Origin of the sequence: Chroogloeocystis siderophila 5.2 s.c.1 (genome assembly GCF_001904655.1) — a bacterium.
GTDB lineage: Bacteria > Cyanobacteriota > Cyanobacteriia > Cyanobacteriales > Chroococcidiopsidaceae > Chroogloeocystis > Chroogloeocystis siderophila.
In genome coordinates this window covers 225,836-249,122 of sequence record NZ_MRCC01000002.1, presented here as the reverse complement: position 1 = coordinate 249,122, position 23,287 = coordinate 225,836, and the positions used below count along the sequence as shown (strand labels likewise).

Here is a 23,287-nt window from a genome sequence, read left to right as displayed (position 1 = left end):
TAGCTTTTGTGCAAAAGAATTGTCAAATTCTTTACTCATCTTCGCTTTAGCCCTGATAACAGGAGAGTGGTCAGGTCACTCAACGTGCGGCGCTAGAAAAACTTCTATTGGTTCAATTTTAACTCAACGTTGTGAAAAAGCAATTAACTGTCGCATTGACTTACTATGAGATTGCCTCGCTTGTGGTTTCTTCCAAGATTAACTGCTGGCGGTGGACGTGCAGAATATGAAATTCTTGCTGAGGCGCAACTTGCTCCAACATAAAGATAACTTGCTCTGGTCGAAGTTGCGTACCATCATTACGACAGCTACCGACATAGCGAATGATGGCGCTTGCTTCGCGTGGTTCAGCCGATAATGCAAATAAGCGATCGCGTAAATTCACGTTTTGGCGTTTACCAGACTTGCTTGTTTGCTCAAACCAAATTGCTTTTGAGTTGGCGATCGCTGCTACCCATTCTTGCCATTGTGCAGAAGTTGTCTGGTTTGTTGTCGTAACGGTAATCAGATACTCAGCTTTGTTTAAGATTTGAGTTGCAGCAGGTGCTTTCAAATCAACAACAGCTACGCTGTAAATTGGCATATCGCTCGGCAATTGTTGACTTAATCGGTGTTGAAACTCCTGCGGATCTACTTCTTGCGTTAACTCAAAGTCAATAATCTCACCGCTACTGGTTGCACCTAACGGTAATGCTTGCGCCATACTCATGCGCGGACTCGGATGAAAGCTACCTGTAAACGAAATTGGTAATGCGGCTCGACGAATTGCCCGATCAAACAATCGTACCAAATCAAGATGACCTACTAAAGCCATATCGCCCAGCTTGCCAAAATGAACGCGTAAGCGCTGCACCTTGGTTGTTTTTGGCACAACGCCAACAAATTCGGGAATCGGCGGTGGCTCAATAACGACATTATGACCAAAATCTGTACTACACACTCCACAGTGCGAACAACCATCAAACGAACAATCGGGTACTATTGCTGCTGCTAAAGCGCGTTGCAGATCGTCTTTTAACCACTGCTTACTAATTCCAGTATCAATATGATCCCAAGGTAATGGAGTATCAAGCGCAGGTTGTCCTTCAGCTATCTCTTCGCTGAGCTCTTCAATTTGACGATATTTCCATCTTAATCCAGCTTCGGCGATCGCTTCGCCCCAAGCATTAAAAGCTCGTTCTACACTGTCATACCAGGCATCCATACCCGCACCGAGTTCCCACGCCCGCCGAATGACACTACCAAGTCGGCGATCACCTCTACCAATGAAATCTTCCATCGCTGAAATGCGCACATCGGTGAAGTTCGCTTTGACTCCCCGCATCCGGCGAAATTCCTGACGTAATAGTTCTTGTTTTCGTTGAAACTCAGCCGTAGAAACCAAGTGCCATTGAAACGGAGTATGCGGCTTCGGTGTAAAGTTAGAAATCGTTAAATTAAATGCGAGTGGTCTTCTCCCTTTAGCGCGACACTCGCGTTGCAACCAAGCTACGGTTTCCGCAATTCCCAAAACATCCACATCCGTCTCGCCTGGTAAACCGATCATAAAATACAGCTTGATTTTATCCCAACCTTGTTCCCAAGCTGTTTTCACACCGCGTAGCAGTTCTTCGTTCGTCAACCCTTTATTAACAATATCCCGCAGCCGTTGCGTTCCAGCTTCGGGCGCAAACGTTAACCCTGACTGTCGCGCACCGCCCAAGATCTGCGCAATATTTTCATCAAAGCGATCAACACGTTGGCTGGGTAACGATAATGAAATATTCTCCGCTTGCAAGCGATTTTTGATTTCCATTCCTACCGCTGGTAGCGATAGATAATCCGAACATGATAACGATAGCAGCGAAAACTCATTGTAGCCTGTAGCGCGCATTCCCTGCTCAATTGCGGTGACTACTGCTTCGGGTTCGACATCGCGTGCTGGACGTGTCAGCATTCCTGGTTGACAAAAACGACAACCCCGCGTACACCCCCGCCGAATTTCAATTGTCAGACGATCATGGACGGTTTCTACATAAGGAACTAAGCCTATTGAATATGCAGGTATTGGGGTCGCAACGCGGCGGAGAATTCGCCTTGGCACATCTACAGTATTTGGATATATTGAGCCATCGGCTGCCATATCATAAAACTGCGGCACATAAACCCCTGGGATTTGTGCCAAGTCGAGTAATAAATCTTGACGGCTTTGTCCGCGTGTTTTACCTTCTTCTATGACTAAGCCGATTTCTGGAAGTAATTCTTCACCGTCTCCTAGGGCAAAAAAGTCGAAAAAGTCCGCGTAGGGTTCGGGGTTTGAGGTTGCGGTTTGCCCGCCTGCAAAAATGAGTGGATAGGTATTTGAAGCTTGTCTATCTTTCCATGTCAGCGGAATTCCGGCTAAATCCAACATCTCTAAAATATTGGTTGCACCAAGCTCATAGCTTAAGCTGAAGCCGAGAATATCGAATTCTTGTAAAGAACGCTTAGATTCGACAGCAAATAAAGGCGTTTGCGTTGCACGCAGTTTAGCCGCTAAGTCGGGCGCAGGTAAATAGGCGCGATCACACAATTGTCGCGGTTGCGCGTTCAGAATATTGTATAAAATGATATGCCCCAAGTTAGATGCCCCAACTTCATAAAGTTCTGGATAAGTTAATACCCAGCGGACTTTAGCAGCATCCCAGAGGTGATGAACCGCCCCTAGCTCGTTTCCTAGATAACGCGCGGGTCGTGAGATCTCAGATGTAATTAATCTTTCAACAGCAACTGTCACTGTACTTATCAGCTAATAGGCGCTACTCATTTCAACCTTAGCACTACTGGCGTTAACAGTTTTATTCTGTCAAAACTTAATGCTTCCTGATAATGACAGCTTGACTATGCACACATACTTTGCTGTGAATAGTAGCTATGTGCTGTTGCTACCTCTGGAACAGCGATCGCCGCCTCAAAAGCCGCAAAACTTTCAAAGATCTCTAATACAAGATCAAGCTGAGTTAATTCAAAAATTATCCGCAATGCTGGTGACACCGCACACAGACTAAACCTTTTTCCCCAGGTTTTCGCGAGATTTAGACTCTGAACCAACGCAATTAGACCCGCACTATTAATAGATTCCACGTTTTCCATATCTACTAAAATACCAGTGTGGTCATCTTGGGTAACTGCTATTTTTAGTTGTCGCTGAAATTCTGCCGCACTTGCAGCATCAAAAAAACCGTAAGGTTTAATTAGCTTAATCTTTGGATAGGCAATCATTGTTTGCATCATACGTTTTTGCTGAAGCTATTCACCAATTACCTGATAGTTAACAACTTGATAATAAAGATAAACTTGGAAACTGTGTATTCAGTGAAGTACTGAATCTTGATTTTTCCAACTCGGTTGTTTAAACCTATCATTAATTTACAAAAATATAAAGTATACACTTATACGAAAAAACATTTTCATAACTGCATCGAAAATTTCTTTAATTTCTTGCTTACCTTTAACACGTCCTACTTGTATCGCTAGAATACGGTAAAGAAATTCATGTCGCTTCTACTACAAAGAAGATCAATTTGTGCGTAAATTAAGGTAAAATCCCTAAGCAGTACTTTTTATAAGCGTTTATTAAATTTAATTCGCGACGTATGGGAGTTTATATAAAGATTCAGTAAAGTATGTTATTTACGCTTTTCATAGCATCTATCTTGCGGCATAAATAGTTAGTTAGATTTCAGTGATAGGAATCACGTAGCCAGCATGATTTAATACATTTTTGCTACCATATAGATACTAGAAAATAGAGAGAAATGAAATAAAAACTTTAGTATGAGAAGTAGATATGGCATTCGTCAATTAGTAGAAAAAGCACTATATATTAAGCGTTTAACACCTGATATTGAAAATGCAATCAACTCTGAGTTAACCGCGCAAGGTCATATTTCTGATATCGATTACGAAGCGCTAGAGTTATTAATGGCAGAGATGGATGCAGGTAGAATCAAGCTCGTGCCCAGCTTTTGAAGCTGTAAAAGTCTAAGTCTAACTTATTCGATATTGAAGTAACTCTATAAAAGCCGTTAGTAAGCACCCCTTACCCATTATCAAGTTCTGTGCGAGGATGAGCCTGATACGTTTGCCAGACGCGACGAACAAACTGATTGAGTTGCGCGACACTAGCTGAATGAGTCTCCGCAGCAGGTTCTGTAGCTAATGGTTCGACTAAAAAAGGAATGACCTCGGTATCTAAAGCAGGACGAAACAAGATACTATGCCAAAATAAGTCCGCAGCGGAGCGTAAATCAGTAACTACGGGTGGCTGTTCGGAAATAACGTCGCCGGAATGTGTCACTAACACCAAGGGACGTACCCAGCACATCCGACGCGACTCTACGACTTGAATGACTTCTGCATACAAACGTTGATTGTCATTTTCTAAGTAAACAATTTGTCGCGGTTGAAAGTCACAGTTAAAGTCCATTGGTACTGACTCCACAGCATCTGTGTTACATTTATTGCTGCTTAGTCCAATTTTACAAAGTCATCCAAATTCAATCATACTCTCAGAGCGATCGCGATGTTTTATCCTCAGGGTAGTGGAGAACCGGCAGCTTGCGAATCAGTTGAGATGAGATAAAATAAATAAATAACTGTTAAGCAACGTTTTAACAGTTTGTTGTAGTGAATGAAAAAAGTGGATAGCAGTGTCTGTCGAAACTCTTGAGAAGCGTTCAACGAACAGAAAGCTCGCACCTCGATACCGCGTGCTACTTCATAATGATGACTACAACAGTATGGAGTATGTCGTGCAAGTGTTAATGCAAACAGTGCCGAGCATTACTCAGCCGCAGGCGGTTAGCATTATGATGGAAGCGCACACAAATGGAATGGCGCTGGTCATTACCTGTGCGCAAGAACACGCTGAGTTTTACTGTGAAACCTTGAAAAATCACGGTTTAACCAGCACGATTGAACCAGAGGAATAATTAAAACATCGTTGTGGCATAAGATTAGCAGTATCGCGCGTTATCCAGTTTTTGTGAGACTGGGATTTTTTATATTGGTATTACTGCTGATGTGGCTGCCAGTTGCCATCCCAATTTATTTATTAGGGCGCGATCCTAATACAGTGAGTATTCTGACAATGCTGCTGTTGTATGGAGAATTTATTTTCCTCCTACGCTGGTGGGGAAAGCGCGTCTATCATCAGCGTCAGATTTTACAGCATTACGGTTTAGTCAGAACTCGGCGTAATTGGTTAGAGTTACTCCGTGGACTTGTTAGCGGAGTTATTTTAGTTTTTAGTTTATTTTTAGTCGAAGGTTGGCTAGGTTGGTTAGTTTGGCTTCCTACTACTGGTTTTTTACCACAAATCATTTTAGAAGGCTTAATCGTGGCGATCGCCGTTGGTTTTGCAGAAGAGTTGTTGTTTCGCGGTTGGTTGCTTGATGAGTTAGAACGCGATTATCGCCCAGCAGTAGCACTGTGGATGAATGCTATTTTATTTGCGCTGTTGCATTTTATTAAACCGCTACCAGAAATTTTGCGCACCTTACCACAATTTCCCGCATTAATTGTCCTGGGACTTGCTTTAGTTTGGGCAAAACGATTGCGAAATCGCCTTGGCTTACCAATTGGTTTACACGCAGGTTTAATCTGGGGTTATTACATCATTAATGTCGGGCAATTGACACAATACTCTGGTCAAGTACCTGATTGGATAACGGGTGTTGATCGTAACCCACTTGCTGGGGTTATGGGGTTGTTATTTTTGGCGATACTGGCGTTGGGGATACGGCAGCGGCTAAACTTTTTGGTATCTGGAAAGCAAGCGAAATAACGCGTGCTGCCATAAAACACGATAGTGCGAACCATAACAAGTGATTACTTTGGAAGCGATAAGCGGTAACTAGCGCGATCGCACCAATCATCGCCGCAACTAGACTTGCTTGACGCAAAACGCGCCCTGCGGTTAAACCTAAAAAGTAACCGTCGAGCATATAAGCTAAAGAACCAAAACCGAGAACAGGTAATAACCACCACACATAATTGCTAATTTGAGCAATGACAGTAGTATGATTTGTCAATAGCCCAAATAGAAGCAGAGGAAATTGTGCAAAGGCGATCGCAAACACGAATCCGACAACGAGACTAGCGCTTCCAGAAACCCAAAGTAATGGTAGCAGCAGACTCGAACCTTGACCTTGAAAAATGCCTGCTAGACTTTCGGTAGCAAATGCTAGTCCATCGATAAAGTAGGCAGCAAGAGTAACAACTTGCATTAACAATGTATTTGTTGCTAGCACATGTATTCCGAGTGCGGAACTAAGGTTAGTAAACAAAGCGAAGGTAGAAACGAGTGCCAGGGTACGAATTAAAATATCTCGGTTGAGTGTAAAAGTAGCTTTCAACGCCGTCGAGTCTAAAAGTTGTTTGATTTGGAGGCGGAATAATAGCTGTTGACGTTCCCAGAAAAGGAGAATACCGCCAACGCCCAGCATCAAATACTGACTTGTCGCGGTAGCTAGCCCTGCGCCTGTACTTTCTAGCCCCCACTGTACAATAAACAGATAATCAAGCGCGATATTAGCTCCATTTGCAACTGCCGACAATAGCAAAACTTTACCGCTTTGTTCGCGTCCGAGAAACCAACCAATGAGAACAAAGTTGCATAAAGTCGCAGGTGCGCCCCAGATCAGACTATTGTAGTAATCTCTTCCCGCCGCTTTGACTTCTGGTGCTGCACTCAATAAGGTAAATCCTAGTTCGCCTAGTGGATGCTGTAAGAGCAAAATTGCGAGTCCTAAGCATACTGCGAGTAACGCGTTCCGTAATCCTATGAGGACAACGCTTTGTTCGTCTTGGCGTCCTACGGCTTGGGCTGTTGTGCCAGTTGTTCCCATGCGTAAGAAGCCGAATGTCCAGTAGATGTAGTTGAAAAGCACGGTGGCTAAAGCAACTCCAGCTAGATGACGAATTTCTGCTAAGTGTCCGAGGAAGGCAACATCTACCAACCCCGCGATGGGTACCATAAGGTTAGAAAGAATGTTGACGCTTGCTAGTCGAAAGAAGCGCTGGAGAAAGTTATACTGCGGGTGGAAACGCATGAATGTGATGTGAATATTAACGAACCACAGAGGAAAGAGTGATGAGTTATATAGAAAACACTATTCTTCCTCTGCTCCTCCGCTTTCCTCTCTGTAGTAACTTTAAGGTAAAACAACATTAGTGCCAATGAGACACGCGCCTGTCAGGTTGACGCCGGTGAGATGTGTTCCTTCGAGTTCTGCACATAAGAGGTTTGTGCCGGTGAGGTTTGCTCCTGTAAGGTTTGCTCCTCTTAAATCTGCTTCTTCGAGGTTGGCTTGTTGTAGTGACGCGCCTTGTAAGTCGGCTTGACTCAAATTGGCACCGTGCAGGTTAGCACCACAGAGGTTGACACCGCGTAAATCTGCACCGCGTAAGTCTGCACCTTGCAAGTTACTACTCATTAAATTGGCACCGCTGAAGAAAGCACCTGCGCAAGATGCTTGTGATAGTTTTGCACCCATTAAGTTCGCGCCTCGCAGATTGGTACCACGTAAGTCTGCACTTGTCAAGTCTGCTTGCATCAAATTCGCACCGAGGAGGTTTGCGCGTAGGTCTGTCCCTGTTAGCTGCGTTCCTAAAAGATTTGCACCCTCTAATCGCGCGCGTTCTAGTTTGCAGCCGGAAAGATTTGCACCTACAAGCGTTGCGCCTGCTAGATTGACTCCCTCTAAGGCAAGACCTGCAAGCTCCGCATCTTCTAAATTCGCTCCTGGTAAGTGTTTTGCTCCAGAACGCAGCGCTGTAATGTCTTTATCTATGCTTTTTTCTTGTTTGAATGTGGGGCGATCGCTACTCACACCTGACTCCTTGCTGATTGATTCGCATTGTTGCTATCATCACTCGTTTGCGGCTCGACAAGCCACATTCCCGCACTGATTTTTGGTGCTGCTATTGGCAATTCCAAGCCTTGTTGCAAACCCATCACTAATAGTTCTAGCGTGTCAATCAGTTTTGGGTCCCAGGCTTGTCCTTGCTGTTGTTTAAACTCGGTTAACGCTTGTGTCAAAACCGAAGTTTGCTGTGGTTGTGATGCTTGGAGTTGGGTAACGCGTTTTTGAAACGCCGCAACTAAGCCTAAAATGCGTGATTCTAAAGGAATTTCTTGCCCTGATAAACCCGCAGGTTGACCGCTACCGTCCCACCACTCGTTTTGGTGCGTGATGATGTGGGCGATCGCCTGCATTCGCGGCATTGTGCGCAATACTTGGGCTGCGGGGACTAACGGGCAACTCGGTGCGTCGTCACCGTATTGTACTCCTACCGTTGCAGGGGCGATGCGATGCAGTAATCCCGCAAGGCGCAAGCGTTTTAATTGCCACGCGGGTAAGTCTAATAATTGTCCGATGGTTTCGGCTAAAGCGGCAGTTTCTGCTGCTGCCATTGGATTATCGGTATCGGCTAGGTCGATCAGTTGTGCGAGTCGCAAAAATGCTTGTAACTCGTTGGAAACTAAGTTTTGGTCGAGTATTTGTTGGGCATCGGGTGCTAACTGATGAACGCCACTTTGACTAATTTGTAGATAATCGACAACGCGCGAGACGGTGTAACCCAAATCATCTAATTGCGTTGGTGTTGCTTTGGCGATCGCGGCGACTTGGGTGATAAGTTGTTGGCGAAGTTCGGGATTGTATTTGCCAATGTGGGCAATCGCTAAATCTACCGTTTCTCGCACAAGTGCTGGCTCAAATGTCCAAAACCCGTAAAACTTACGCTCAAGGTCTACTGTTGGTCTGCCAGCAGTTCCATAATCAGCTGCGGATAATTCCTGACATAACACCATCGCGGTGTAACTAGGAGAATAAATAATTAAATGCCACTCTTGCGCTACAGGATCTTTGGGGTCTAACGCGACTAAATCGACGTTTGCAAGTTGACTTGTCGGATGTTCGGCAAAACCCGTATCTGGGGCTGCCATAATCGCGATATGTCTTGCCTTTTGTGCGATTTGACTGTATCTGTCTGCCTCTTGGAGATACCATTTTCCTTGTTGAAACGCGGTAATGACTAATGGTGGACTATTCGAGGTAAGAACACAGTCTTCTAAGGCGTGACAAAGCGCGACAAGGGTATTTTTGTAATACACACCCAAATTAAGAGGTTGTTTAGTATTAGCGTGGGCGGTGGCTAGCTGTTGGAGTATAGAACCTTCTAACATGAATTTGAGCAAGTGGTAATTGGTGAAGCCGCCGCACGCCTAAAGAGGTTTCTAAAGAAGGAACGGCGGTAATTGGTAATTGGGTGAGCGAAGATGATATTGCCTATTACCTATAACCCATTAACGCCAGTTGCTCTCACGCGCCGAAGCCTCCAAGGGCGCACTGGCTCCCCATTACCAATTTTATTTAAACTGTAACAAGCTGCTTTTTGTTGCTCTCAATCGGTGCAGATAGGGCTTCTTCTAAGTCAGCACATCCAAGACGCGCTTCGAGAATGTTCATCACTTCTCGACCAAAGTCGTTGGGGTTTTTCTGCCATGCTTCTAAGCAAACTTCGCCAAAGAAGGAACCGAGGGGTTCAGGGTTCCACAGTAGTTTCTTGGCAGTCCAAGGCATTAAACTCATAGGATCGTAATCTGGTTTAAGAATATTGTTTTTCAGCGCGTATTCTTCTAAGTGGGTGTGCGGTTGTAGACCAATAAAGAAGATAGCTGGTTCAACTTTATCTGCGCCAAAAATGCGTTCAAGTTCGCGGTGATAGGCGATCGTTTGCCGAATTGTCTCTGGACGTTCGTCAATCACATTAAACGAGTAGTTGACAGAAACTAAGTCGTTGAAGCCCGCCGCTTTCAAGTCTCGGCAGTTTTCTAAAACTATCCGCAAGTTATAACCCATGCGCATTTTGCGTACAAGTTCTTGCGAACCACTCGTAATGCCAATTTCAAAATAGTTCATCCCTGTTTTGACCATGAGGTCGCACAGTTGGGGGGTTAAGTTGTCAGCACGGATATACGCCGCCCAGTGAATGTCTTGCATTCCCGCATCGAGGATTTTTTGTAGTAATTCTACAGCGTCATCAATAAAGCGTCGCGCTGGAATAAATTGTGCATCAGTAAACCAAAAGTTACGAATCCCGCGATCGTAGAGTTGGCGGATCTCCGCAACAACTTCATCTGCTGGGTTAATGCGGACTTGTTTGCCTTCAACTACGGTGTAGACGCAGTAGCAACAGTTGTGCGGACAACCGCGCTTAGTTTGGACGCCGACGTAGAAATCTTGATCTTGAAGATAGTACTGAAATTCTGACCAAATACTTTCGATGTAGTTGTAGTTGCAGGCACTTTTTTCAATCGGTGTCGGTTGTTCGTGGATGAGGCGATCGCGTGGCGGCTTTTCGCCAGCAACATAACAGCGTTCGTCCCGAAACTCTTGACCTCGAATCAGCTTTTCTAGCAGTAACTCTCCCTCGCCGACAGAAACAATTGTTCCTTTGGGTAACTTATCGCCTAATTGCTCGTAAAATACGCTCACTGCACCGCCACCGACGACCGCACGGGCTTCTGGCTGATATTTTTTGGCGCGGCTCAGTCCGCGTTTGATCAATCCTAAATTTCGCCACAGTTCAGTGTAGTATGATGCTGCTAGTCTGAGTCCACCGATTGCTCCGCGTAATTTAGTGAAGGGATTGCGCGCATAGTAAAACTCAAAGGCATTTTGCAGCGGGTTTCCGCCTCTACCTCCCACAGGCGCATAAATCTGAATATCTCGCCACGAGAAGACTAGTAATGTCGGCTGAAATTCATCGACACAAGTATCAAGCGCAGACGCAAAATCGAGAGGTGGTACTGTTCCTAGGTCAAAAATGCGTTGCTCAACACTGGGGAATTGTTTATGGATATAGTCTGCCAAGTAAACAACTCCAATCGGAAAAATGGGGTTGCAAGGAAGGCGAACGTAGAGAATCCGGTTTTCCATAGTGCTTATTTAGGACTGAATCTTAGCAATTGTCGGACAGGAGCAAGTAAGGAATCCTCTTTTTGTTCTTACGTGCAACTAGCTGCGGGGTATTTATAGAAATAGTCAACATGATTAGAAGATTAAAGAGAATCTCAGAATTATTGACTCAATGATGAGCAAGGGCTGTGCTTCGCCTTTGTTGTAACCCTGACCTCTAACCTCTAACCTCTGATGAAACACTGATCCCCAGATAGATGCCTGGTGATTTGTAGATTTTATGAAAGAGTTTTTCATATAACTTTACGATAACATTCAGTTTGCTGCATCGCGCGGAAATTTTTGTCGATGGCGCGAAGTGATTGCTAATTGTGCAAAAATTGAGTTTAATTAACTACAGAATTAAACTCGTAGTTCTGAATTTAAAAGGAATTCTGATTGTAGCCATCAGTTGGTAGTCGGGGTTACAGCATCTGGGGATCGCTCAGTGTTAGCTTGGCTAATGTAATCTCATAGGTGTGGCTTGACGCTACTTGGCGGTTATGGCTCAAATTTTAGATCCCTTACCACCCAATCAATCTAGTCAACTTGTCTGCTGCTACGTCAATGCGACAAGCAAAATTCAGATTGCGCGGATTTCTAATATTCCCAACTGGTATTTTGAACGTGTGGTATTTCCAGGACAGCGGTTGGTGTTTGAAGCGCCACCGAAATCAATGCTGGAAATTCATACCGGTATGATGGCGAGTGCGATTCTTTCAGATACGATCCCCTGCGATCGCCTTTGCGTTAGCGAAGAGGGCAAACTAGAAGAAGCGCCAGAAATCAGCACAAAAAAAATAAATTTAGCAGCCGCTGTTTTAACGTCGGTAGATTAGACAATTCCATCTTTAAGGTCAAGCATAATAAACAGTTCATTTTTGATAAAACGTTTAATTCACTTTTCCCTCGCAGGAAGGACAACTCCTAAACCTTTTGTGGCGCTAAGGTAAGATGTAGTACTTGCTAAGGATTTGGTTTAAATTGAATCTGCCTTCCTTCCTGTGGTTGTGGAAAATAGCAGCATGGTCGATGGGATTATCGCTGCTAGCCTATCTGTTGTTGGCTGTAACTGGTGTTTGGATGTTGCGCGCCAGGACGACACGCAAACCGCGTCCTAGTTGGCTGCGATCGCTGCATTTTATGTTTGGTGGTAGCTTAGTTCTTTTAGTGCTACTTTTACTAGCAATTGGAATTGTAGGTACACTCGGTCACTTCGGTAGTCTAGGTCACTCTTCGCATCTTTCAGCAGGTTTACTTGTCGTAGGTTTAGTTTTACTCTCCGCAGTCAGCGCGATATTAATTGATCGTTTCACGTGGATGAGATCGCTGCACATCGGGACAAATATTCTTCTATTCCTTGGGTTAGTTTGGGTATCGTTGACAGGCTGGGATGTTGTGCAAAAGTATTTACCTTGAACTAAAACCCTAGGCGTCGCATTGCATGACATCTAAGAACTCACTGAAAGCTTAGTTCAAAATTTGTCCCAAATCGAGTACAAATCCAGGTAATACATCCTCTCCTGACAAATCTAAAGGCGATTGTAATACTGCAACATTCTTACCTTGACAATAGATCTCGACTGGTTGGTTTTGCGGATCGATCAACCAACCGAGAAGCGCACCACAATCGATAATCGATATATTCGTGCATTTTTGCTTGCTGCATGTTTAACCATGTGGCGATAGGTTTTCGGCTTACCCTGATCGCTAAATAAAATTGTAATCTGATGTAGCGCTTCAGGACTGAGTAACCAGAAATCCCACATGGCGTTAGCATCTTTGCAGTTTGTTTGCGGGTTGCACTTTTAGTGTATGTATGAAATCAAAAAACTTGAGCGGATCGCGGATGAAAAAGACTGGTGTGTTACCTGTTAAATTCCAATTGTCCTCTTCGGTATAAATACTTAACCGCAAAATCTCTAGGGTCGGGCACTGCATCAGCTGACCCTTTTTCGCCACCAACGGTAGAGAATCGTAAGAGAACTAGAGTTTGCTTGCCAATTTCGGAAAAAAACTTTCGCTTTGCTGTAGCAAGTAATGTCGCGGGTAACAGTAAATGTACCAAATGCAGCGGCTCCGTTCGCATGAACAACGCGCTCAGGAATTCGTTCGCGGTTGAAGTGTGCTAGCTTCTCCATCAAGTGAAAATCTTGCATAAGCACAAAAGGCCGGCGATCGCCTGTGGTTAAAGAGTTCTGGTTATCTGCAACAGGAGTTCCATTCGCGGTTGTCAAAGTATTACGATCTGACATATAAGTTGATTTTTCCATCTTCTGAGACGCTGCAGCGTCTATTTAGGGTCGGTGCAAGCTCATTCTCTACGCTCTTGTTTATAATCGTTATGAGCTTGGTTTAATGTCGTACTCAGAATGACTTCGACTTTGAGTAACAACGTGTAGATTGCAACAATCTGTAACATCAGCAGTTTGGCAACCAGCGGTAAGCAAATATCGCTAATACGCTTTTGGCGCTGTGTTTTGCGTATTTAATAAAAAGTTTCTTTAGCAGTAAGTCGAGTATTTGTAAGTTAACTAGATTACAGTTGCTTTAACTTCTGTCAAGATTTCCGCAAATTTGTAGATTAGCGAGCTATGCTCAAAGTAGTTGCAGCAGCGCCGACATGAAAAACTCATATAAAGGAGATTGCTGTCATGGCACAAGAAACCGCTGCCCGATTTTTTAAAGCTGTACAACAAGATCACGCCTTACAAGAGAGACTCAAAGCAACATCTGATCCAGAAGCCTTCATCAAAATTGCTGCACAAAGGGGCTATAACTTCACTTTAGAAGATTTAGATCAAGCTATCAGCCAGTTATCACCAGAAGAATTTGCGGCGGTGATTAATCCTGGCGTTTCTCCTCGGCGTCATATAGTCCCAAGGTAGGCATACATTACAACGCTAACAATTTAGCTTGAAGGTTGTAAGTGCGTAGATCTTTAATTGTGCAAGCTTTAAAAACCGAGAGCAATTTGGCTATTTAAAAACTCAATCTGTTGCTAATCCCATACCTCTTACGGGTGGGATTTTTGCTAACCAGGTAAGTATCAGCACTAAGTGCCTTTATTATAATAGTTGGCGGTGAAAAGCGAGTCATAAATGACGAGTTGGGTTAATCAAAGACTATTCTCCACGTTAGATTGAGACTGTTAGGTATTCATTTAAAACTTAAATCTTTTAATCCATCTTTTGCTTAATTTTTGATTTTTAATAATCATTCTCTAATAATGTTTTCTTATGCTGATTTTACCGAAAAAAAACTTAAGAATTCGGCACTTGCGTTAAGAGTTTGCGCTCAAAGCTTAATCGTATATATCACAAGTTGCGGAGAAATCCTATATCTACACAATTTACTTACATTTTTTGAGATTTTTTTATAAATGAACTAAAAACCAAATGTATAAGTTGTGTATGAGTTATGTATGGCTTTTATTTAGAGGCAACATTTATCAGTGAAAATGACTAAAATTGTCTGGGTAGTTCATATTCTTGTTTATGTCAAAGTGAAGAATACATATAATGTCGAGAAATTTTCGTAACGACAACCAATAAGTAAGTTATTTACCAAGAATACTGTTACTAAAAAACCGAACTTGGTAATTGAATAAAACAACTCAAGATGATGATGTTGTCAAAGGTATTGTAAATGTTGTAGGACGGAGAGAGTGAGTCGAAAATCATCATTAGGTTTTTTTATAGAAAAATGCCGAAAAAGATTTAGTCATAGTTTGCGGGTGTTGCATTTACTAAGAGCAAATCTATTAAAAACCCTTAAAACTAATCGTTTAAAAAATAGTACTTTTCACCAAAGAAATCACTTGACAGGAAAAGTATTGGGAAATGTAGCAGTGACGGTTATAGTTGCGATCGCAGTACTTGCAGGTCATACCGTATCTGCGCAGTTGGTACCGCAAGAACCTTCGCAGCCGTTAACATCGCTCAAAACCGTACCGATTCCTGAACCAGCAAATTTAGGAGAATTCGTCAGTGATCGCGCCGCAGCGATCCGCTTAGGAAAGGCGTTGTTCTGGGATATGCAAATTGGTAGTGATGGAATTCAAGCGTGTGCGAGTTGCCACTTTCATGCGGGAACAGATACGCGAGCCAAAAATCAGCTGAGTCCAGGATTATTGCGTGTTAATGCTGATGGTAGTCCTAATCCCGATCAAACGTTTAGTGTAGGTAGTGGACCTAATTACACGCTTAAACCGGAAGACTTTCCATTTCACAAACTTGCCGATCCGAATAATCGTTCTTCCGCAGTCCTTGCAGATAGTAATGACGTCGCGGGTTCGCAAGGTGTACCGCTCACCAAGTTCAATAGCACAACTCCAGGAAACGCACAAGATAACGTTACAGTACAACCCGACGCGGTATTCCATGTAAATGGTGTTAACGTCCGCCAGGTTACTGAGCGTAACACACCAAGTACGATTAATGCGGTATTCAACTTCCGTAACTTCTGGGATGGTAGGGCGCAAGATGAATTTAATGGAGTCAACCCGTTTGGTTCGCGAGATCCGAATGCGCGCGTGATCAAAGCATCTAGACCCGCAGCATTACCGCAAGAAGTCAAAATTAGCTTAAAGAATGCCTCACTTGCTTCACAAGCAGTAGGACCACCGCTCAGTTCGGTTGAAGAATCGGCAACAGGTCGGATTTTTCCTGATATCGGTAATAAACTCGGTAGAGTCAAGCGTCGGCTACTTCCAAGAGAAACAGGTAAAAAATTACGTGCGTTGCGACCACTCAGTAAACAACTGGTTGCGGCCGATGATAGCGTACTTGGTGGTTTAAGTCGCGGAAGACAACCAGGCTTGAAAACGACTTACACGGCAATGATCAAGGCAGCGTTTAAGCCTGAGTGGTGGAGATCTAATTATCTCATCAACGTTGATGCTAGTGGTAACCGTAGTTTTGTACCTAGAAAAGCTTCGCAAACCGCAGATGCAGATGGAATTGTCGATCCTAGTCAATTACCAAGTCAGCAATATACGCTGATGGACTATAACTTTTCGCTGTTTATGGGACTCGCGATTCAAATGTACGAGTCTACGCTTGTCTCCAACAATGCACCGATTGATCGATACCTCGAAGGCAATACAGGTGCTTTGACAGCTGCACAAGTGCGCGGTAAAGAGCTATTTGAAGGCAGGGCGAAATGTATCAATTGCCATGGCGGTGCAGAATTTACGAATGCATCGGTGAGAAACGTGCGGAACGAACGGCTCGAACTGATGGAAATGGGTAGCGGGCAACCCGCAGTGTATGACAATGGCTTTTATAACATTGGCGTGCGACCAACGCAAGAAGACTTAGGCTTAGGTGGGAAAGATCCCTTTGGCAATCCGCTATCGGAAACACGGCTAGCACAGCAAGGGAAATTTAACGCACTTTTGGGCGACAGTCCTAATATTACAGTTGGTGCAGGCGATCGCGTTGCAGTCGATGGTGCTTTTAAAACGCCAGGACTACGCAACATCGAACTTACCGCCCCTTACTTCCACAACGGTGGACAATTGACACTGCGGCAAGTCATTGATTTTTACAATCGCGGTGGTGATTTCCATGAGCAGAATATTAATAACTTAGATCCAGATATTGAGAATCTGAACCTAAGTGAGCAAGATAAAGATGATTTGGTGGAATTTCTCAAAGCACTCACCGACGAGCGCGTGCGGTTGGATAAAGCCCCCTTCGATCACCCGCAACTGTTCATTCCTAACGGACATCCTGGAGATACAGCATCGGTTACAAACGACGGTACAGGTCAAGCTACCGATGGTACGCTATTGGAACTGCCCGCAGTAGGTCGTAATGGTGGTCGTAGTAGAGCAAATTTTCTGTCTTGAACTTTAATCAGTTGACAGTGAAGAGAGCCTGGGAAGACTTTTTCAACTGTCAACGCGCGAGCAGGGAGTGTCAAACCATGTTCTAAGCATCTTTTCAATTGCTATAGTAATGGGCAATTAGCAATCAAGGCTAATTGCTTTTTTTGCGCTTTTTACTACTCCACAATTTCATTAACAGGGAAGCGGTCTAGTAATTGCATTGCCCGATAGGCGTTGCGCTGTAAAGCTTCGGATAAATAAGGAATATGAGGTATCTGTGACAGCAAATCGAGTGTCCGGCGTAACAGCCGCACGACATCGCCTTCATCCAAGCTGGTATTTGCGCAAAGTTCTGACCACTCGACTCCTAACGCCCACTGTTCGACCAATGCTACTAAATCGTATTCTAACCAAATGGGAAAAGCGACATTGTAACGGCGTTGCAGTTGAAACAATTGACGCCGGACAGAACGCAATCCAGCAAGTGCTTCTTCGACTTCAGAAGCTAAAGCGTAGCGTACCCAACTATCTGGGCGGGTATTTTCAGTTACAAGGGCAGCAATTGCTGCGGCGAGGTGATGCGGATCGAGTTGATTGAATTCCCCACTGCTTAAAGCGAGTCCTAGCCATAATTCATTGTCGCCGCGAATCGCCGCTGCGACCTGTCCTAAATGCGTCGGCACTAACTCATTCAAGCAACCAAACCGTTGCAGAATTTCAATGAGATGTAAAAATTCTTCCCAATGCTGCTGAGACAATTGACTTAACTCGGCTTGTCGCTCGACTATTTCTGCTTGCAACTGCAAAATTTTATTACGGCGTTTGAGGATTGTTGCGGGATTATCAGATTTATGTACCGGATGCGCTTCTAACTGGGCTTCTAAAGCGGCGACTTTTGCTTGTTGTGCCAAGACTTCAGGGGCGATATTCAATTCTGCAACATCAGGAATTTGCCGCGCGATCGCCACTGTTTCTTGATTTCCCCGCCGCGATTGACCTGGCTTTAATGGCATTTCTGCTGGCGGTAACAGATCGCTGGCGATTTCTAGTCGCGGTAACTCTGCATACAAGTCCACAACATCACTCATCATCACAACATACCAACGATTATCTTGTCCTAAACAAACCAAGTATGGCGCTTGACCTGCACCTGGTGTTTTAGCGACTAAAACTGCGGGGATTGGTGTTGCGGTGGGTACGTGTTTTCCTCGCAGACTCAACAGCGTTCCTGACACTGCAAAACTCAATGTTAAGCCTAATTGTTCTGCCCGTGCTTCTTGCGCTTGTTCGTGAAGTGTCTTCAAAAGTTGGCGTTCTACTTTAATGCGTTGGCGTAATTTCTCATACTTTGCCACCTGTTCCATGTCTATCGACTCTAGCTGTGCTTCAATTTGAGCAACTTGCGCTTGCAGATGCGCGAGAGATTCATAATGTGGTTTCAAGTACAATGTGGCTAAATACTGCCCAAAGCTGCGTTCAATAAGTTCTCTTGCTTCTTCGAGCGTATGCGTTTGCAGCAAATTCAACACCATACCGTAGCTTGGTGTAAACTGGCTCACAAGTGGATCGGGTTGGGCTGTCGCAAGATACGCAGCTTCTTTAGCGCCTTCAAACGGCGTTTGTAATGTAACGACATGACCAATTTTATCCATACCGCGACGTCCCGCACGCCCTGCCATTTGGAGAAATTCTGAAGGGTTAAGCAGTCGGTGGCCGCGATCAGTGCGTTTGGAAAGCGTTGAAATTACGGTTGTCCGCGCAGGCATATTAATTCCTGCGGCTAGCGTTTCGGTTGCAAACACAACTTTGATCAGTCCCTGCTGAAACAGTTCTTCGACTAACCCTTTCCAAGTTGGTAGTATCCCTGCATGGTGTGCGGCAATTCCGCGATAAAGTGGTTCGATTTGCCCTGCGCGTCCGGCTTCCGGATTGCGGGCAAGAAACGCATCGATTTGTTGCCTCAGTTGTGCGGCTTCCGCTGAGTTAACTAGCGACATTTCTAAACTTGCGACAGCTTGGTCGCAGCCTCGACGGCTGAAGATAAAGTAAATCGCTGGTAGCATATCTTTCGCTGCTAACCGCGAAATTGTGTATTCCAAACTCGGTGATTCGAGCCGCGCTCCATTTCTCCGCCCACCCCGCGCATGACTTGCATCGCCGCTACCTGGCTTGGGCTTCAAACGCGGGTTAATTTTAGATTTGCTGTTGTCGAGAAGTGGAAATAATCCTTTGGGGTTGCAAAAGTAGAATTCTAAAGGAACTGGGCGAAATTCTGAGTAGATGAGTTCTGTAGGACCGTGAACTTGATTGATCCAATCGGTGAGTTGCTGGCTATTGGCGATCGTTGCAGAAAGCGCGACTAACTGAATTGTCGAAGGGCAGTAAATAATCGATTCTTCCCAAACCGTACCTCGCTGGCGGTCGTTCATGTAGTGGCATTCATCGAGGACGACAGCTTCGACATCTACCAAAGAAGTTCCAACTTCCCCGATGGGCGTGCCATAGAGCATATTACGGAATATTTCTGTAGTCATGACTACAATTGGCGCATCGCGGTTGATTGAGGCATCGCCGGTGAGGAGTCCTACCATGTCTGCCCCAAAGCGATCGCGAAAATCTCGCAGTTTTTGATTAGAAAGTGCCTTTAACGGAGTTGTGTAGAAAACTCTTTTCCTACGGCTTAATGCCCGATAAATCGCGTATTCCCCAATTAATGTTTTTCCCGAACCTGTCGGCGCGCATACCACAACCGAGCGACCAACGTTCAATGCTCGAATTGCTGCCAACTGAAACTCATCGAGTTGGAACGGAAATATCCTTTCTAAATTTAGTTCGGGAAATAGTTGCGAATTCACTCAATAATTACTTTTCGGCGATTTACTGATGCGATTAACTTACCTTGACTTGATTAAATTATAAACGTTAAAAGCATCCCATAATTTTTCTAGTCCTTTGCGCCCAATTCTTGCGATCGCTCTGCTGCGGCTTTAACGGCTGCCATCAGCGCTGCTCGAAATCCCCCACGTTCTAACTCGGTGACTCCGGCGATCGTTGTGCCGCCTGGACTTGTCACGCGGTCTTTCAGTTCGGCGGGGTGTATTTTGGTTTCTTGTAACAATTGTACTGTTCCGCGTACAGTTTGTAGTGCAAGTTGAGTTGCGAGCGCGCGTGGTAAACCTGCGGCAACGCCACCATCAGATAATGCTTCTACGAGTAGAGCAACATACGCAGGTCCCGAACCTGATAACCCTGTGACTGCATCCATCAACGTTTCTGATACTTCTACGACTTCTCCAACTGCAGAAAATAGCTGCTGTGCCGTTTGTTTGTCACGCGCACTGGCAAGCGACCCTGATGTAAACGCCGTCATTCCAGCGCCTACAGTGGCTGGCGTGTTGGGCATTGCGCGAATTACGGGAAGTTGAGGAAAAGCCGTTTCTAACTGCGATAACGAGACTCCTGCTAAAATGGAAATGATCAAGGGTGCTGAGGCTAGAGGTGATGCTGCTAACTCAGCCGTAACAGCAGCAAATACCTGTGGTTTGATTGCCAACAACAGCGTAGATACCTGCTGCGCAACAACTTGATTGTCATCCGTAACTGATACACCATATTGCTGCGCTAAGTAATCGCGTCGTTCGGCTGATTTCTCGCCGACGATCACCTCGGTTGGTTGATAAATTTTTTGAGAAATCAAGCGGGATAAGAGCGCTTCTCCCATTACCCCGCCACCAATCATGCCAAGCTTAACAGACAACTGAACGATTCCTGTATTAAAAACAGTATTAGCAACAGATTCAATAGAGTTAGATTCAAAGTGCGATCTTAACTCGACTGCGCAATTCGAGTCGAATCTGCTGACCAAGCGTGGCTGTTGACCGTTGTTGTCCTTTCTGTACGCACTTGAGTTTGGGGAACTTCTTGCACAACTCCCGATTGAGTTGTGACTTGGACGCAAATAGGAGTAAACAGAAAAATACTGTCGCCGACACGCTCTTGATGACCATCAATTGCATAAGTTCCCCCAGCAACAAAGTCAACCGCTCGTTGAGCCAGATCGGGATCCATCATTGTCAGATTAAGGACAACTGATTTACGCTCGCGCAAAGCTTGAATTGCTTGCGGCATTTCTTCAAATGAACGGGGTTCCATCACGATCACTTCATACATCCGATTTCCAGCCTCATGCATGCCGATCACGTTGTTCATCGAAGCTGCTCCTACTTCGGAATTAGGTTCTAATGTAATTCTTTCACGTACGCGCCGCCGTGGGCGAAATTCTTCTTCGACTGGTTGCGGAGCCTCAGCCTGATAAGGATGGCGGTAGCCATTATCATCGACTTCGTATTCAATTTCATCATCGATATACGGATCGTCGTCTAACCCAACAATCTTTTTGATCTTCGTAAAAATTTTGCTCACTGTTTCACTCTCCCTGTCTATTCACAACTATCTAGTTAACTGGGAAAACTTATTTTTATCAAGTAGAAATGTGATCGCCTAATTTAGATTACTTTATTCGCCATCCTTTTTTATCTAGGTCATATGCTCAGCGAGATTCTTAATTTTGAAGTGCATTCGCAAACCCAGGATTTCTCCTGATTTTGTCGCATTTTCGATTAAGAAAAGCTCTTTTAAAGAGTGTGAGGCATTCGAGCGTAAGAAGCTTTAAACCAATTAAAGTTAAAAACTTAACTTGTCGCCTTTGATTTAAATTACATAGTGCTCTGGTTAATACTATCTTTTTTATCTGTAATTCAACCGCAATCCCACTGAACTTTCCCTACTTTTTAAGTTACTTTCGTGCTATAATACCCTCATAATTGACTTTCCGATTCGGTAGAATTGTTTATGGTTGGTCTTGCACCAAACAGAATACGCCCTAGTCTCACCATCGTTGCTCCGGCTTGCACTGCGAGGAGATAGTCGTCAGACATTCCCATTGAGAGGTGGTGCATTGGCATATTAGACCAATGTTGTTTTTGAATGTTCGTTGCAAGTTCGCGCGTCTGCTCGAAAAGATTAAGAATTTCTAAATCACTCAATCCTAGCGGTGGAATTGTCATCAAACCTTGAATATTTAAGCGATCGCATTCGTTAAGCGCGGGTAAATCTTGAAGCAGTTCAGACACACTCCATCCCGTTTTATGCGGATCGCTGCGCAATTTTACCTGCAAACACACTTTTGGCTGACACGACATCTGTAGTGCCAGTTGATTCAAGCGTTGTGCCAGTTTTAAGCTATCAACCGAATGAATCCACTGAAATTGCTCTAAAGCTTTTTTGGCTTTGTTGGTTTGCAACCGTCCGATCATGTGCCAAGTAACATCGGTTAAGTCGTGTAGCTGTGCTTGCTTACTCGCGGCTTCCTGAATGCGACTTTCACCAAAATCTCGTACTCCCGCTGCATAGGCTTCGCGCATCGCTGCGACTGAGACTTGTTTGGTGACAGCGATCAAGCGGACTGTGTGTGGCAGTTTTTCGCGGATTTGGGTAATCCGTTCAGCAATCGAACTCATTGGAAGGTACGTTGCAAAATTATTTGTAGCTGGTCGTATTCTTGGGTTTGTCCGGTGCGACGTAGCATACGTAAGCGATTTTCTAATAATAAACGAGCCTCAGAGCGACCAACTGGCTCAAACTTCATTCCTGATGGTGTGGTCGATACCAAAAAGAATAGTCTTTGCGCATAAAGCGTCGTAAACAGTTCCTGGTGTTCCTCAACAAAACAGACTCTGTACAATAGACCGAAATTTGGATGATTGATGTAATGTTCTGTACTCATTCCCTCTTGGTATAACGAAGATTTAGCTTTGTTGAGACTACCCGATTCACAGTGCTGATGATATCTTGATTTGGGTTCTGTATTCTACTATTGGGTAATGAATAATTGGCGAAAAGAAAGCTGTTAAAGCTTAGCTATGGAAATTGCTACCAATAACTAGCCTTGTGCTAACAACGTTGAGTTTTACTCACTTATTCATGAATCAAAATCACCGTAGCGATCGCATAATCGCGATCGTGGCTTAAACTCAACTGCCAAGATAAATGATTCCAAGTTGCAACTAACGCAGCAGCTTTCCCGTGTAAGTATACTGTAGGTGCGCCACTCGTGTGACGCCGAATCTCTATTTCGGTGTAACTAATACCCCGCCAACCTGTTGCTAGTGCTTTTGTCACGGCTTCCTTCGCCGCCCAACGCCCAGCTAGCTGATGAATCGAAGGGCGACTAGGTGAGTTAATCGCGTATCCGCAATCGTATTGTTCGGTTATGGTATAGACGCGGTGCAAGAAGCGATCACCGAACCGATCAAGCGCTGCTTGAATGCGGGGAATATAAACAATATCAGTTCCTAGTCGAATCATTATAGTAGAGGTCAGAGGTCAGAGCGGCAAGGCAGTGCCTTGCCCGTAGGGTTCAGCGTTGATTAAGGTTGAAAAGTCATGAAGTGTTGAGTTTAAGAAAGTT

Annotated in this window: 24 protein-coding genes and 1 pseudogene; 7 read left to right on the top strand and 18 right to left on the bottom strand. The window is 44.5% G+C overall.

The annotated features are described in order from the left end of the window. Positions 1–163: 163 nt before the first annotated feature. Entirely contained in the window at positions 164–2,755 is a 2,592-nt protein-coding gene (locus tag NIES1031_RS02940) for a TIGR03960 family B12-binding radical SAM protein (protein ID WP_073548022.1), read from the bottom strand. A gap of 104 nt (positions 2,756–2,859) precedes the next feature. Further along, positions 2,860–3,252, bottom strand: a complete 393-nt coding sequence (locus NIES1031_RS02935) for an STAS domain-containing protein (RefSeq protein WP_178378030.1) — start codon at positions 3,250–3,252, stop codon at positions 2,860–2,862. A gap of 543 nt (positions 3,253–3,795) precedes the next feature. Here NIES1031_RS02935 and NIES1031_RS02930 point away from each other — a divergent pair. Continuing rightward, positions 3,796–3,990, top strand: a complete 195-nt coding sequence (locus NIES1031_RS02930) for a hypothetical protein (RefSeq protein ID WP_073548020.1) — start codon at positions 3,796–3,798, stop codon at positions 3,988–3,990. 70 nt (positions 3,991–4,060) lie between these two features. On the opposite strand, the gene NIES1031_RS02925 is transcribed toward NIES1031_RS02930, so the two are convergent. Continuing rightward, positions 4,061–4,447 carry a hypothetical protein gene (locus NIES1031_RS02925; protein WP_073548019.1) on the bottom strand — a complete coding sequence of 129 codons (387 nt, stop codon included), beginning with the start codon at positions 4,445–4,447 and terminating at the stop codon, positions 4,061–4,063. A 223-nt stretch (positions 4,448–4,670) separates the two neighbouring features. Between NIES1031_RS02925 and clpS the strand changes: the two genes are divergently transcribed. Together clpS and NIES1031_RS02915 are read left to right on the top strand one after the other, a co-directional pair. Continuing rightward, a complete protein-coding gene (gene clpS, locus NIES1031_RS02920; protein WP_015187925.1) occupies positions 4,671–4,952 on the top strand; it encodes an ATP-dependent Clp protease adapter ClpS in 282 nt (93 codons plus the stop codon). Positions 4,953–4,963: 11 nt separating this feature from the next. Beyond that, complete coding sequence (locus NIES1031_RS02915) at positions 4,964–5,806, top strand: CPBP family intramembrane glutamic endopeptidase (protein WP_073548018.1); 843 nt, start codon at positions 4,964–4,966, stop codon at positions 5,804–5,806. Here NIES1031_RS02915 and gntT read toward each other — a convergent pair. The 4 genes from gntT to NIES1031_RS02895 form a co-directional block, all read right to left on the bottom strand. Beyond that, a complete protein-coding gene (gene gntT, locus NIES1031_RS02910; RefSeq protein ID WP_073548017.1) occupies positions 5,721–7,073 on the bottom strand; it encodes a guanitoxin biosynthesis MATE family efflux transporter GntT in 1,353 nt (450 codons plus the stop codon). The genes NIES1031_RS02915 and gntT overlap by 86 nt on opposite strands. 102 nt (positions 7,074–7,175) lie before the next feature. Continuing rightward, on the bottom strand, positions 7,176–7,853 hold the full coding sequence (locus NIES1031_RS02905; protein WP_178378029.1) for a pentapeptide repeat-containing protein: 678 nt from the start codon (positions 7,851–7,853) through the stop codon (positions 7,176–7,178). Further along, positions 7,850–9,211 (bottom strand): DICT sensory domain-containing protein, encoded by a 1,362-nt coding sequence (locus tag NIES1031_RS02900; RefSeq protein WP_073548016.1) that lies wholly within the window; start codon positions 9,209–9,211, stop codon positions 7,850–7,852. The genes NIES1031_RS02905 and NIES1031_RS02900 overlap by 4 nt, the downstream gene beginning before the upstream one ends. A gap of 187 nt (positions 9,212–9,398) precedes the next feature. After that, the gene (locus NIES1031_RS02895; RefSeq protein WP_073548015.1) at positions 9,399–10,967 is read right to left on the bottom strand and encodes a photosystem II high light acclimation radical SAM protein; all 1,569 of its coding nucleotides are present in this window, start codon (positions 10,965–10,967) and stop codon (positions 9,399–9,401) included. 521 nt (positions 10,968–11,488) lie between these two features. Between NIES1031_RS02895 and NIES1031_RS02890 the strand changes: the two genes are divergently transcribed. Both NIES1031_RS02890 and NIES1031_RS02885 read left to right on the top strand, forming a co-directional pair. After that, positions 11,489–11,824 (top strand): DUF1830 domain-containing protein, encoded by a 336-nt coding sequence (locus NIES1031_RS02890; protein ID WP_073548014.1) that lies wholly within the window; start codon positions 11,489–11,491, stop codon positions 11,822–11,824. Positions 11,825–11,969: 145 nt separating this feature from the next. Then, a complete protein-coding gene (locus NIES1031_RS02885; RefSeq protein ID WP_073548013.1) occupies positions 11,970–12,404 on the top strand; it encodes a DUF4079 domain-containing protein in 435 nt (144 codons plus the stop codon). Positions 12,405–12,455: 51 nt separating this feature from the next. On the opposite strand, the pseudogene NIES1031_RS02880 reads toward NIES1031_RS02885, so the two are convergent. The 5 genes and pseudogenes from NIES1031_RS02880 to NIES1031_RS26535 form a co-directional block, all read right to left on the bottom strand. Beyond that, a pseudogene (locus NIES1031_RS02880) lies at positions 12,456–12,611 on the bottom strand (Uma2 family endonuclease); the annotation flags it as partial. Continuing rightward, on the bottom strand, positions 12,590–12,754 hold the full coding sequence (locus NIES1031_RS26550) for a catalase (protein WP_425320686.1): 165 nt from the start codon (positions 12,752–12,754) through the stop codon (positions 12,590–12,592). The pseudogene NIES1031_RS02880 and the gene NIES1031_RS26550, both read right to left, overlap by 22 nt. Positions 12,755–12,758: 4 nt before the next feature. Then, positions 12,759–12,902: a catalase gene (locus tag NIES1031_RS26545; RefSeq protein ID WP_330219934.1), complete on the bottom strand. Its 144-nt coding sequence runs from the start codon at positions 12,900–12,902 to the stop codon at positions 12,759–12,761. Further along, positions 12,853–12,990 (bottom strand): catalase, encoded by a 138-nt coding sequence (locus NIES1031_RS26540; protein WP_330219937.1) that lies wholly within the window; start codon positions 12,988–12,990, stop codon positions 12,853–12,855. The genes NIES1031_RS26545 and NIES1031_RS26540 overlap by 50 nt, the downstream gene beginning before the upstream one ends. Next, entirely contained in the window at positions 12,926–13,240 is a 315-nt protein-coding gene (locus NIES1031_RS26535) for a catalase (protein WP_330219933.1), read from the bottom strand. The genes NIES1031_RS26540 and NIES1031_RS26535 overlap by 65 nt, the downstream gene beginning before the upstream one ends. Before the next feature lie 399 nt (positions 13,241–13,639). Between NIES1031_RS26535 and NIES1031_RS02870 the strand changes: the two genes are divergently transcribed. Both NIES1031_RS02870 and NIES1031_RS02865 read left to right on the top strand, forming a co-directional pair. Further along, positions 13,640–13,873 carry a Nif11-like leader peptide family natural product precursor gene (locus NIES1031_RS02870; protein WP_073548012.1) on the top strand — a complete coding sequence of 78 codons (234 nt, stop codon included), beginning with the start codon at positions 13,640–13,642 and terminating at the stop codon, positions 13,871–13,873. Positions 13,874–14,835: 962 nt separating this feature from the next. Continuing rightward, positions 14,836–16,839, top strand: coding sequence for a cytochrome-c peroxidase (locus NIES1031_RS02865; protein ID WP_236738697.1), 2,004 nt, complete (start codon positions 14,836–14,838; stop codon positions 16,837–16,839). 155 nt (positions 16,840–16,994) lie between these two features. Here NIES1031_RS02865 and NIES1031_RS02860 read toward each other — a convergent pair whose 3' ends face one another. The 6 genes from NIES1031_RS02860 to acpS all read right to left on the bottom strand — a co-directional run bounded on the left by NIES1031_RS02860 (position 16,995) and on the right by acpS (position 23,184). Then, positions 16,995–19,673, bottom strand: coding sequence for a DEAD/DEAH box helicase (locus NIES1031_RS02860; protein WP_073548010.1), 2,679 nt, complete (start codon positions 19,671–19,673; stop codon positions 16,995–16,997). Between the two features lie 89 nt (positions 19,674–19,762). Continuing rightward, the gene (gene proC / locus NIES1031_RS02855) at positions 19,763–20,575 is read right to left on the bottom strand and encodes a pyrroline-5-carboxylate reductase (protein ID WP_073548114.1); all 813 of its coding nucleotides are present in this window, start codon (positions 20,573–20,575) and stop codon (positions 19,763–19,765) included. Positions 20,576–20,643: 68 nt separating this feature from the next. Then, positions 20,644–21,240 (bottom strand): cell division protein SepF, encoded by a 597-nt coding sequence (locus NIES1031_RS02850; protein WP_073548009.1) that lies wholly within the window; start codon positions 21,238–21,240, stop codon positions 20,644–20,646. Positions 21,241–21,635: 395 nt separating this feature from the next. Next, entirely contained in the window at positions 21,636–22,337 is a 702-nt protein-coding gene (locus NIES1031_RS02845; RefSeq protein ID WP_073548008.1) for a YggS family pyridoxal phosphate-dependent enzyme, read from the bottom strand. Continuing rightward, a complete protein-coding gene (pipX, locus tag NIES1031_RS02840; RefSeq protein ID WP_073548007.1) occupies positions 22,334–22,603 on the bottom strand; it encodes a transcriptional coactivator PipX in 270 nt (89 codons plus the stop codon). Before pipX ends, NIES1031_RS02845 begins: the two co-directional genes overlap by 4 nt. 191 nt (positions 22,604–22,794) lie before the next feature. After that, a complete protein-coding gene (gene acpS, locus NIES1031_RS02835) occupies positions 22,795–23,184 on the bottom strand; it encodes a holo-ACP synthase (protein WP_073548006.1) in 390 nt (129 codons plus the stop codon). Positions 23,185–23,287: the final 103 nt, after the last annotated feature.

Coding starts and splice junctions, on each gene's coding strand:
- NIES1031_RS02935 (WP_178378030.1), bottom strand. CDS start 3,252: ATGATGCAAACAATGATTGCCTATCCAAAGATTAAGCTAATTAAACCT.
- NIES1031_RS02930 (WP_073548020.1), top strand. CDS start 3,796: ATGAGAAGTAGATATGGCATTCGTCAATTAGTAGAAAAAGCACTATAT.
- NIES1031_RS02925 (WP_073548019.1), bottom strand. CDS start 4,447: ATGGACTTTAACTGTGACTTTCAACCGCGACAAATTGTTTACTTAGAA.
- gntT (WP_073548017.1), bottom strand. CDS start 7,073: ATGCGTTTCCACCCGCAGTATAACTTTCTCCAGCGCTTCTTTCGACTA.
- NIES1031_RS02900 (WP_073548016.1), bottom strand. CDS start 9,211: ATGTTAGAAGGTTCTATACTCCAACAGCTAGCCACCGCCCACGCTAAT.
- NIES1031_RS02895 (WP_073548015.1), bottom strand. CDS start 10,967: ATGGAAAACCGGATTCTCTACGTTCGCCTTCCTTGCAACCCCATTTTT.
- NIES1031_RS02890 (WP_073548014.1), top strand. CDS start 11,489: ATGGCTCAAATTTTAGATCCCTTACCACCCAATCAATCTAGTCAACTT.
- NIES1031_RS26550 (WP_425320686.1), bottom strand. CDS start 12,754: ATGTGGGATTTCTGGTTACTCAGTCCTGAAGCGCTACATCAGATTACA.
- NIES1031_RS26535 (WP_330219933.1), bottom strand. CDS start 13,240: ATGTCAGATCGTAATACTTTGACAACCGCGAATGGAACTCCTGTTGCA.
- NIES1031_RS02870 (WP_073548012.1), top strand. CDS start 13,640: ATGGCACAAGAAACCGCTGCCCGATTTTTTAAAGCTGTACAACAAGAT.
- NIES1031_RS02845 (WP_073548008.1), bottom strand. CDS start 22,337: ATGAGTTCGATTGCTGAACGGATTACCCAAATCCGCGAAAAACTGCCA.
- pipX (WP_073548007.1), bottom strand. CDS start 22,603: ATGAGTACAGAACATTACATCAATCATCCAAATTTCGGTCTATTGTAC.
- acpS (WP_073548006.1), bottom strand. CDS start 23,184: ATGATTCGACTAGGAACTGATATTGTTTATATTCCCCGCATTCAAGCA.